The sequence below is a fragment of the Kitasatospora sp. NPDC057512 genome, assembly GCF_042802135.1.
Lineage (GTDB): Bacteria > Actinomycetota > Actinomycetes > Streptomycetales > Streptomycetaceae > Kitasatospora.
In genome coordinates this window covers 1-10628 of sequence record NZ_JBHVET010000249.1, presented here as the reverse complement: position 1 = coordinate 10628, position 10628 = coordinate 1, and the positions used below count along the sequence as shown (strand labels likewise).

Genomic DNA, 10628 nt, shown 5'->3' with positions numbered 1-10628 from the left:
CTGGTCCACCACGTAGTTGACCGGCAGCACCACCGGCCCCGGCTCGACCGGCAGGGCGATCCGGCCGATGCCGTGGCCGCCGACCAGCTGCCAGCACTCCGGCTCGGTCAGGTCGAGCAGCCGGGGGCGCGGGCCGGGGCCGCCCTGGCCGGGCGCGGCGTCGGCGCGGCCGGACCGCAGCTCGCCGGGGGTGGTGTCGAGGGCGGCGGCGATCCGGACGAAGCCCGCCGGGTCGAAGCCGGGCCCGGCCTCCAGCAGGCACCGCAGGTAGCGGGGGGCCATCGCGGCCCGGTTGGCCAGGGCCTCCTCGCCGAGGCCCAGCTGCTCGCGCCGTTCGGCGATCCGACGGGCCACGGCGGCGGGGTCGGGGGTGTCGTTCACGGTGGTGACTCCTCGGCTGGCCGGGGGCCGTCTGGCCGCGTCCGGGCGTTGACCAGGGCGGATCCATCCAAGCGCCCGGCCACCGGCAAGTCGAGGAACAGCCCGGCCCCGTGCGTGTCGGTCCGCGCCCCCGCGCCGGCGGCCGGCCGGCCCCGCGGGAGTGAGGTCCGGGACCGGCTACCCCTTGCTCCTCCGGTCCCGCCAGGCCGGGGCGAGCGCGGCGAGCATCACCGCCGCGGTGAGCACGAACGCCCACGGGTAGCCCGTCCCGCCCGCGACCGCGCCGAAGACGACGGCGCCGACGCCCATGCCCCCGTCGAAGGCGACGTTCCACAGCGCCGTCACGGTGCCGTACCCGGCGGGCGGCACCCGGGCGTACATCAGCGTCAGCGTCGCGTTCTGCGCGACGCCGAAGCCCGCGCCGAACACCGTCGCCCCGGCCACCACGGCGACCGGGCTGCCCGTCGAGGCCAGCAGCAGCACCCCGCCGGCGCAGACCAGCAGGGCGGGCAGCACCAGCCCGGACGCGCCCCGCCGGTCCCCGTACCGCCCGGCCAGCCAGCGGGTCGCCGTCGCGGCCGCGGGCTGGACCAGCAGGGCCGCCGCGACGGCGGCGGCGGACGGCACCGCGATCGGCAGGAAGGTGACCAGGATCCCGGCCGCCAGCGCCGTCGCGCCGAACACCACGGCGGGCCGCAGCAGCGCGCCGCTGCGCAGCCCCTCCCGCAGGCCCACCGTCGGCCCGTCCGCCCGGGTGCGGTCCGGCAGCGCCGGGACGGAGCCGACGGCGACCAGCGGCGCCGCCGCGCCGATCGCGAACACCCAGCCCCAGCCCACGTGTTGGGCCAGCCAGACGCCGAGCGGCTGACCGGCCAGGGCGGTCAGCCCGGAGACCAGCCCGACCAGGGCGAGCCCCTCGCCGCGCCGCTCGGCCGGGATCAGCGCGGCGGTCAGCGCCCCGCCGGCCACCAGTGCGACGGCGAAGCCGAGCCCGCGCAACAGGCAGACCGCGACCACGGCCGCCATGCCGCCGGTCCAGGCGAGCACCAGGGTGGGCGCGCCCAGCAGCACCAGCCCGGCCGCCAGCGCCCAGCGGTGGCCGAAGCGGGCGGTCAGCGACGGGGTGGCCAGCTCGCCGACCACGGTGGCGAACATCAGCGCGCCGGTGGCCAGACCGGCCGCGTGCTCGCCGCCGCCGGACTCCTGGGCGTACAGCGGGACGGCGGAGAGCAGCAGGTTGAACCCGGTGGTGCAGCCGAACAGGGAGACGAGGCGCACCAGCAGCGCCCCCGTCACCAGCGGCGGCCGGGCACGGCCGGAGCCCGCCGCGGAGGCGGTGGTGGTGGTCACCCGGCGACGCTACCGGCCCGCACGGGCCACCGGTAGGGCCCCGCCGAAGCCGCCGGGGCCCTACGCCGGCAGGCCGTCGGAGCCCGTCCCGACCCTGCCCCGAGGCCATAGGCCTGACCTATGACCTCATAGATCACCACCTCCTACCTCCCAGGTCATCCGTAGGGTTTGCTACAAAGGTTCAGACCACGTTTGCATCGCGCCCGACCGGAGGACCACTCGTCATGCCCCGCCCGATCCGAGTCGCGATCGTCGGAGCCGGCCCCGCCGGCATCTACGCCGCGGATGCCCTGCTGAAGTCCGACGCCGCCCAGGACCCCGGTGTCTCGATCGACCTGTTCGAGCGGATGCCCGCCCCGTTCGGTCTGATCCGCTACGGGGTCGCCCCCGACCACCCGCGCATCAAGGGCATCGTCACCGCCCTGCACCAGGTGCTCGACAAGCCCCAGGTCCGGCTGTTCGGCAACGTCGACTACCCGAACGACCTCGCCCTGGACGACCTGCACCGCTTCTACGACGCCGTGGTCTTCTCCACCGGCGCGATGGCCGACCGCGCCCTGGACATACCCGGCATCCACCTCGACGGCTCCTACGGCGCGGCCGACTTCGTCTCCTGGTACGACGGCCACCCGGACGTGCCCCGGACCTGGCCGCTGGAGGCCGAGAAGGTCGCCGTGCTCGGTGTCGGCAACGTCGCCCTGGACGTCGCCCGGGTCCTCGCCAAGACCGCCGACGAGCTGCTGCCCACCGAGATCCCGCCGAACGTCTACGAGGGCCTGCGGCGCAACCGGGCCGTCGAGGTGCACGTCTTCGGCCGCCGCGGCCCCGCCCAGGCCAAGTTCAGCCCGATGGAACTGCGCGAGCTGGACCACTCCCCCACCATCGAGGTGATCGTCGCCCCCGAGGACATCGAGTACGACGAGGGCTCGATCGCCGAGCGCCGCGCGGTCAAGCACGTCGACCTGGTCGCCTCGACGCTGGAGAACTGGGCGATCCGCGACGTCGGCGACCGCCCGCACCGGGTGTACCTGCACTTCTTCGAGTCCCCGGTGGAGGTGCTCGGCGAGGACGGCCGGGTGGTCGGCCTGCGCACCGAGCGCACCGAGCTGGACGGCACCGGCAACGTGCGCGGCACCGGCGCCTTCACCGACTGGGACGTCCAGTCGGTCTACCGCGCGGTCGGCTACTACTCCGACGAGCTGCCCAAGCTGCCCTTCGACCCGGCCTCGGGCACCGTCCCGCACCAGGCCGGACGGGTCCTGGACGGCGACGGCTCGCACCGCACCGCCACGTACGTCACCGGTTGGATCAAGCGCGGCCCGGTCGGCCTGATCGGCCACACCAAGGGCGACGCCAACGAGACCGTCGCCTGCCTGCTGGACGACCACGCGGCCGACCGCCTGCCCGGCGCCGTCGAGCCGGACCCGGCGGCCGTCGAGGAGCACCTGCGCGCGCAGGGCGTCCGCTTCACCACCTGGGACGGCTGGAAGCTGCTCGACGCCCACGAGCGCGCGCTCGGCGAGGCCGAGCAGCGCGAGCGGGTCAAGGTCGTCGAGCGCGAGTCCATGCTCCGCCACAGCGGGGCCTGAGCCGCGGCGGGCCCGGAGGCCTGAGCCCGGACGCCTGAGCCCGGGCACCGGCGCGAACCGCCGCCACCGCCGTCGCCGAATCCCACGGGAATTCCGTCCGGAACACACCCGTGGGATTCCGGCGGCGGCGCGCGGATTTCCGGGCCGGGAAAAACCCGCGCTGCTGCTGATCGTCGCGCCGTACCCGAGGGCGCCTCGTCAGGGGCGGACGATCGGCAGCAGCAGCTCGTCCACGATCTCCGCCGGATCGAGCTGCGTCGCCTCCCCGCCGCACATCTTGATCCGGTACAGCATCAGCGCCGGCACCAGGTCGGTGACCAGCGGGGTGACCGCCCCGGGGCGGACCTCGCCGCGCGTGGTGCCGCGGTCCAGCACCTCGGCGAGCAGCGCCGTCGTCGGTTCGACCACCCGCTCCAGCACGATCTCGACGAAGGCGTGCGCCCGCTGGTGGTCGAGCTCGCTCATGATGGCCCGCACCGCGGCGCCCAGCTCGCTGACCATCGCCGCCCGCAGCCGGGTGACCACCTCCAGCAGGTCCCCGCGCAGGCTGCCGGTGTCGGGGGCCGGGCCGGAGGGCGGCAGGCTGGCCCGCAGCGCGTCCATCACCAGCTCCTCCTTGGAGGACCAGCGGCGGTAGAGCGCGGCCTTCCCGGTCTGGGCGGCGGCGGCCACCCCCTCCATGGTCAGCCGGGCGTAGCCGTCGGTGGTGAGCTGTTGGAGGACCGCCTCGTAGATGGCGCTCTCCAGCGCCTCGCCACGCCGCCGCAGCGGGGCGCCCGTCACCGGTCCGTGTCCGGTATCCGTCTCAGCGGTCATGGTTGCGCACCTTCTTCAATCGCCTTTCCTCGATCCCCGTCGCTCCCCGCGTTCGCCCGCGGATCTCCGGGAAATCCCTGGTCGGCCGCGCGCACGGTGAAGCATTTCGTATATCACGGACATCGCCGGGGGCCACTGTCGATGTTAGTGAACGAACCCGTTCCCGCCGACGCCCGGGCGACCACGATGCGTACCGGTCTTTCGAGCGGACGTTCGACATGGTGGAACATTCCCGCAGGACGGGACCGGGACGGGACCGTGGCCTCATGCGACTGGGGCGGACCGGGCGGTGGCATGGGGGTGCAGGTCGGAGCGGACCCGCCTGCGGAACCCCGTGGAGGACCCCCATGACCGACAGAACGGCCAACACCGCGCTGATGGCCGCCGGTGTCGCCGCGGTCTGCGCCGCGGTGAGCATCGCCGCCGCCCTCCGGGCGTGCACGTGCCCGGTCCGGGGCGGCGAGAGCGCCTCGGAGGCGGGACGGAGCCACCGTCCCGGCCCCGGCACCAGCTCTTCCCTTCGCAGCCACGGCTGCACGCCCCCCAACTGCCGTTGACCCCCTCGTCCGCCCGTTCCCTGGAGTTACCGTCCCTGGAAGTACCGTCCCGCCCCCGGCCCTCACCCGTCGCGCCGGGGGCCCTCTCGTTCACCCCGGGCGGGGAAGGAGCCGCTCCTCAGCCGCTCCTCAGCCGCCCCACAGCCGTCCCTCAGCCGCTCGCGGGCCTGCGCGGGAGCACCGCGTGCACCCGGGTGCCGCGCCGCAGGGCGTCCACGGTGCAGCTGCCGCCGATCTCCGCGGCCCGCTCCGACATCGATTGCAGCCCCACCCCCGGATGCACCGGGAGCCCGTGGCCCGGACCCCGCCCGTCGTCCTCGACGTCGAGTTCCAGGTGCCCGGCGTCCACCCGCACGGACACCGTGGCGCTGCTCGCCCGGGCGTGGCGCACCACGTTGTTGAGCGCCTCCGCGGTGATCCGGTAGACCGCGACCTCGACGGCGGCGGGCAGCGCCGGCAGCGGGTCGGGCTCCAGCCGGACGGCGACGGTGAGGCCCGGGCCGCTGAAGGTCTCGGCGAGCCGGGCGAGCGCGCGGGACAGGCCGTAGTCGCCCAACGCGGTCGGGCCGAGCCGGTCGGTGATCCGCCGGACCTCCGTGACGGCCGAGGCGAGGTCGTCCGCGACCCGGTCCAGCACGCTGGAGAAGAGCGCCGGGTCGTCCACCGCGGCGGCGGCCTGGAGGCGCAGCCGCAGCCCGGCCAGCAGCGGGCCGAGGCCGTCGTGGATGTCCCGGCGCAGCTGGCGCCGCTCCTCCTCGCGGGCCGCGACGATCCGCTCGCGGCTGGCCCGCAGGTCCGCCATCAGCTGGAGCGAGGCGACGGCGGGCGCGGCCTGGTCGGCGAGCGAGCGCAGGATGTCGCGGTCGCTGTCGTCGAGCGCCCGCTGCCCCGGGCGCGGAACGACGGCGAGCCGCCCGATCCGCTCCCCGCGGTGCACCAGCGGGAAGCCCTCGCCACCGCCGGAGAGCTCCCCGACGGCCGCCAGCGACCGTTCGCCGCTCCGTGTGGAGACGGTCAACTCCACGCCGGGGAGCAGCAGTTCCTCACTGACGGTGCGGCACAGCACGGCCGGCACCTCCTGCGGGTCGACGGTCTGGCTGACCCTCCCGGCGAGGCTGCGCAGCACCTGGTACGGCTGCGCGCGCGAGCCGTAGTACCAGCGGTCGACGACGCCGGAGGCCCAGCGCACGCCCCGGGGCAGGCCGGTCGCGAGCAGGAAGACCGCGGCGACCACCACCAGCGCCCCGAGGCCGGTCCCGGGCATCAGCATGGTGGAGAGCAGGCAGGCCACCACCACGAAGGCCACGGCCAGCCCGGCGGCCACCAGCAGGCCGGTCAGCACCCGCCGGGCGGCCCGGTCGAGCCGCCAGGACCCGTCCCGGACCACCACGGCGGCCAGGGTGACCGTCCACAGTGCCGAGGTGACCGCGAACGCGGTGTACGCGGCCGTGCCCTGGTCGAAGTAGTAGCCGAGCTCGGCCCCGCCCCACAGCAGGTACACCCCGAGGCCGATCAGGACGTTCTGCCGGCGCCGCCGGGACGCCCCGCGGATCCGGGCGAGCGGGACGAACACCACCAGGACGGTCAGCACGACGTACACGACGAGCTGGGTGTCGAGCATCCGGTCGTTGAAGCCCTGCAGCAGGTGCGCGAGGCCGCTGCCCGCGAACGGGTTGGGCCGGCCGAACACGGTCGGCTCGGAGACGTAGTAGCTGGCCGGGGGCAACCGCCACAGGGCCACGGCGCTGATCGCGACCCACCACCGGCTGCTCGGCAGCGTCCCGAACGGCAGCCACAGCGGCAGCGCGTGCCACAGGGCGCCGCTGACGGTGTCGCACAGCGACGAGAACACCACCACCGCCCCGACCATGCGCGGGTTGCCCCCCTCGACCCAGATCGGGGCCTCGGCGGCGACCGGGAGGATCGTCGCCGCCCCGTACACCAGCAGCACCCAGCCGAGCTGGTTCCCGGGCCGGTGGGCGTGCAGCAGTACTCCGCCGGCGACGGCGGCGAGGCCGTACCCGAGCACCGCCAGGTCGTGGGTGGGCACCGAGACCCCCGGAGCGCCGAGGTGGCTCAGCACGTACCCGACCCACAGGCCGCCGACCACCACGCAGACGAGCGCGCACAGCCCGGCCGCGGCCAGTTGTCGCTCCGCAGGACCGGACCGAGGCCGCCACCAGGCTCTTCGCACGCTCTCCGCAGCCATGTGTCGCCCCTTCGTCGTCGGGCTCCTCCATATCCCTGAAGTCTGCTCCACCCGTTGTCCCGGATGCATGAGGCAGCGGCCCCCTGCCGGACCCCGTGGCAGCCGGAGGGTCCCGACGGCGTCCGCCTGACGGACCGTGCGCGGGCCCCGCGGCTCGGTGGTCCCGCGCCGGCACCGCCTGGTGGTCCTCGCCGTGCGTCACCACCGGACCGCCGCGGTTCCGCCCCGGGAGGCGGTCGGCGCGGCGCCCGCCGATACTGGGGCCGCGACCTCCCAGGCCACCCGACCCCTCACGGAGGAACCATGGACTACGGTCTCGGCGTACGGCTCGACCGGCCGTTCGCGCAGGCGGTGGAGGCGGTCACCGCCGCGCTCAAGGAGCAGGGCTTCGGCGTCCTGACCACCATCGACGTCCGGGCGACGCTGCGCGAGAAGATCGGCGCGGAGATCGAGGACTACCTGATCCTCGGCGCCTGCAACCCCGCCCTCGCCCACCGCGCGCTCCGGGCCGACCGCCGGATCGGGCTGCTGCTGCCCTGCAACGTCGTGGTCCGGACGGACGGCGACGCCACGGTGGTGGAGGCCGTCGACCCGCAGACGCTGGTCGCCCTGGCCGGGCCCGGGGGCGGGCTGGGCGAGGTCGCGGACGAGGCGGCGCGGCGGCTGAACGCCGCACTGGACACACTGCGCGGATGAGGAGCAGACCATGACCGCACCCGTCGTCGCCGGATACGACGGCTCGCCCGAGAGCCTCGCCGCCACCGAGTGGGCCGCCCGGGAGGCGCGGCGCCGCGCATGCCCGCTGGACCTCCTCCAGGCCTGGCCCTGGCCGCACCAGGACGTGGTCGGCAGCGAGGAGACGTACCGCAACGCCCTGGACGGGCTGGAGCGGCGGGCCCAGGAGCTGCGCGCGCTGGCCGGCGACGGGCCGGTCACCTCGGCGATCGTCCCGACCGACCCGGCCGAGGCGCTGGAGGCCGTCGGGAAGTCGGCCGCCCTGCTCGTCCTGGGCTCGCGCGGGCTGGGCGCGGTGCGCGGCTTCCTGGTCGGCTCGGTGAGCCAGGAGGTGCTGCGCCGGGCGGACTGCCCGGTGGTGCTGGTCCGGGCCGAGGCGGAGGAGTCGGAGGGCCCGGTGCTGGTGGGCCTGGACCTCACCCATCCCATGGACGACGTGCTGGCCTTCGCCTTCGACGCGGCCGCCCGGCGCCGGGCGCCGCTGCGGGTGGTGCACGTCTGGTCGCCGCCGGTCTCCAGCCAGTACACGGCGCTCCAGGCCGTCGGCGGACTGGGCGAACTCGCCTCCGTCGACCGGGCCCGGTTCGCCGAGCAGGTGACCCCCTGGCAGGAGCGCCACCCCGAGGTGTCGGTGACCGCCGACCTGATCCAGGGCAGCCGCTCCGTCGACCTGGTGGACGCGGCGGCCGGGGCCCGGCTGCTCGTCGTCGGCCGCCGCGTCCGCCGCACCCTCCTCGGCGCCCACCTCGGCCCGGTCGCCCACGCCGCGATCCACCACGTCCGGTGCCCGGTCGCCCTCGTCCCGCACGGCTGACCTGGGCCCTTGGCCAGTGGGTGCCGCGGCGGTCAGACTGCTGCGGAGAAGATCGCGACGGGCATGACAGGTTGCTCCGTCCGACCACCACTGACGACGGAGGCAGTCACCGTGCAGCGCATCGGCATCATCGGAGTGGGCGAGATCGGCCGGGCCATCGTGATGGGCCTGCGCCACGGGGAGGAGCCCGGGCCGGAGGTGCTGCTCTCCCCGCGGGGTGCCCGCACCGCCGCCGAGCTGGCCGAACGGTACGAGGGCGTGCGGGTCTGCGCCGACAACCAGGAGGTGGTGGACGGGTCCGACCTGGTGATCGTCGCCCTGCGCCGCCAGGACTGGCGGGCGGCCCTGGCCGGGCTGGTGGTCCCCGACGACCGGGTCGTGGTCAACGTGATCCCGGGCGTCGCCTCCGAGGAGTTGCGCCGGGTGCTGGCCACCGGCGCCGCGCTGACCCACGCGATCCCGCTGCCCACCGTCCGGGAGCGCCGCTGCCTCACCGTCGTCCAGCCGTCCCACCCGGACGCGGACGCCCTGTTCGAGCTGTTGGGCGGGGCGCTGCCGGTCGCGGACGAGGCGGCCCTCAACGTCCTGTCCGCGGTCACCTCGACCCAGACCACCCACTACGCGTTCCTCGCCACGCTCGTCTCCTGGGCCACCGACCAGGGCATCCCCGCGGCGGACGCCGACCGCTTCGTCCGCGGCCTCTACCAGGACGTCGGCCGTTCCCTGGCCGACGGGACGCGGTCGCTGGAGCGGCTCGCGGCCGAGCACGAGACCCCGGGCGGGAGCAACGAGCGCGTGCGCACCACCTGGTTCGACCAGGCGAACTCCGGGGCCCTGCGCGGCACCCTGGACGGCCTGGTCGGCGACCTCCACGGCGGCCACCGGTAGGGCGGAGGCCCCCGGGCCGCCGGCCCTTCCGGAACGGGCGGTTCCGGACCCGACCGGACCGCGCCGTATCACGTCCGGCTGACGACCGTTAGCATGACGGGTATGACGCCGTTCGTTGGCGTCGGTTCGCACAGAATCCACAGCGGTGTTGAGGAGTTGACGATGAGTCGCGCTTTCCCTCTGTCCCGGACGACCGGTCCCGTTTCCGAGGAGGAGCGACGCACAATCCTCGCCGCGCCGGGCTTCGGCAAGTTCTTCACCGACCACATGGCCTCGGCCACCTGGACGCCCGCCGAGGGCTGGCACGACCGCAAGGTCACCGCGCTGGCGCCGTACTCGCTGCACCCGAGCGCCGCCGTGCTGCACTACGCCCAGGAGATCTTCGAGGGGCTGAAGGCCTACCGGCACGCCGACGGCAGCGTCTGGCTGTTCCGCCCGGAGTTCAACGCCCGCCGCTTCGCCCGCTCCGCCGAGCGGCTGGCCCTGCCGGTGCTGCCGGAGGAGGACTTCCTCACCAGCGTCGAGGAGTTGGTCCGCGCGGACGAGGCGTGGGTGCCGAGCTCCCCGGACGAGAAGAGCCTCTACCTGCGGCCGTTCATGTTCGCCTCGGAGGCCTTCCTCGGGGTCCGGCCCGCCGAGCAGATCGCCTACTCGGTCATCGCCAGCCCGGCCGGTCCGTACTTCGCGGGCGGGGTCACCGGCATCACGCTCTGGGTGAGCAGCAACTACACCCGCGCCGGGCGGGGCGGCACCGGCGCCGCCAAGTGCGGCGGCAACTACGCCTCCAGCCTGGCCGCGCAGATCGAGTCCCGGAAGAACGGCTGCGACCAGGTGCTGTTCCTGGACGACACCGGCGGCGAGGGGGACCTGGAGGAGTCCGGCACGATGAACCTGTGCCTGGTCACCTCGGCCGGCGAGCTGGTCACCCCCGCTCTCGGCAACATCCTCGACGGGGTGACCAGGGACTCGATCCTGTCCCTGGCGGGCGAGTTCGGGCTGACCCCGGTGGAGCGCCCGATCACCCTCTCCGAGCTGCGCTCCGGTGCCGCCGACGGCACGGTCACCGAGGTGTTCGCCGCCGGGACGGCCGCGGTGGTCACCCCGATCGTCGGCTTCAAGGGCGAGTCCAAGGGCGAGGGCTACGCGTTCACCATCGGCAGCGGCACGCCCGGCAAGCAGACCCTCGCGATCCGCGAGCACATGCTGGACATCCAGTACGGGCGTGCCGAGGACGTCCACGGCTGGCTGCGCCGGGTGGTCTGACCGACCCCCGGTGGGCGGCCCCGACC

The 10628-nt window shown here is 74.9% G+C and carries 10 protein-coding genes; 6 read left to right on the top strand and 4 right to left on the bottom strand.

Features of this window, described 5'->3' with window-relative positions:
* Both ACFU6K_RS18090 and ACFU6K_RS18085 read right to left on the bottom strand, forming a co-directional pair.
* The coding region (locus ACFU6K_RS18090) for a pyridoxamine 5'-phosphate oxidase family protein (RefSeq protein ID WP_380664118.1) at positions 1-381 on the bottom strand (381 nt) is incomplete at its 3' end.
* A gap of 177 nt (positions 382-558) precedes the next feature.
* The gene (locus tag ACFU6K_RS18085; RefSeq protein WP_380664116.1) at positions 559-1731 is read right to left on the bottom strand and encodes an MFS transporter; all 1173 of its coding nucleotides are present in this window, start codon (positions 1729-1731) and stop codon (positions 559-561) included.
* Between the two features lie 224 nt (positions 1732-1955).
* Here ACFU6K_RS18085 and ACFU6K_RS18080 point away from each other — a divergent pair, with 224 nt between their 5' ends.
* Complete coding sequence (locus ACFU6K_RS18080; RefSeq protein ID WP_380664114.1) at positions 1956-3320, top strand: FAD-dependent oxidoreductase; 1365 nt, start codon at positions 1956-1958, stop codon at positions 3318-3320.
* A 198-nt stretch (positions 3321-3518) separates the two neighbouring features.
* Here ACFU6K_RS18080 and ACFU6K_RS18075 read toward each other — a convergent pair whose 3' ends face one another.
* Complete coding sequence (locus ACFU6K_RS18075; protein WP_049657543.1) at positions 3519-4136, bottom strand: TetR-like C-terminal domain-containing protein; 618 nt, start codon at positions 4134-4136, stop codon at positions 3519-3521.
* A 347-nt stretch (positions 4137-4483) separates the two neighbouring features.
* Here ACFU6K_RS18075 and ACFU6K_RS18070 point away from each other — a divergent pair, with 347 nt between their 5' ends.
* Positions 4484-4693 carry a hypothetical protein gene (locus ACFU6K_RS18070; protein WP_380664112.1) on the top strand — a complete coding sequence of 70 codons (210 nt, stop codon included), beginning with the start codon at positions 4484-4486 and terminating at the stop codon, positions 4691-4693.
* 151 nt (positions 4694-4844) lie between these two features.
* On the opposite strand, the gene ACFU6K_RS18065 is transcribed toward ACFU6K_RS18070, so the two are convergent.
* Positions 4845-6902, bottom strand: a complete 2058-nt coding sequence (locus tag ACFU6K_RS18065; protein ID WP_380664110.1) for a histidine kinase — start codon at positions 6900-6902, stop codon at positions 4845-4847.
* Between the two features lie 303 nt (positions 6903-7205).
* On the opposite strand from ACFU6K_RS18065, the gene ACFU6K_RS18060 reads away from it, so the two are divergent.
* The 4 genes from ACFU6K_RS18060 to ACFU6K_RS18045 all read left to right on the top strand — a co-directional run bounded on the left by ACFU6K_RS18060 (position 7206) and on the right by ACFU6K_RS18045 (position 10602).
* Positions 7206-7598, top strand: coding sequence for a DUF302 domain-containing protein (locus tag ACFU6K_RS18060; RefSeq protein ID WP_380664108.1), 393 nt, complete (start codon positions 7206-7208; stop codon positions 7596-7598).
* Between the two features lie 10 nt (positions 7599-7608).
* The gene (locus ACFU6K_RS18055) at positions 7609-8451 is read left to right on the top strand and encodes a universal stress protein (RefSeq protein ID WP_380664106.1); all 843 of its coding nucleotides are present in this window, start codon (positions 7609-7611) and stop codon (positions 8449-8451) included.
* A 111-nt stretch (positions 8452-8562) separates the two neighbouring features.
* A complete protein-coding gene (locus tag ACFU6K_RS18050; RefSeq protein ID WP_380664104.1) occupies positions 8563-9339 on the top strand; it encodes an NAD(P)-binding domain-containing protein in 777 nt (258 codons plus the stop codon).
* Positions 9340-9501: 162 nt separating this feature from the next.
* On the top strand, positions 9502-10602 hold the full coding sequence (locus ACFU6K_RS18045) for a branched-chain amino acid aminotransferase (protein WP_380664102.1): 1101 nt from the start codon (positions 9502-9504) through the stop codon (positions 10600-10602).
* Positions 10603-10628 lie beyond the last annotated feature (26 nt).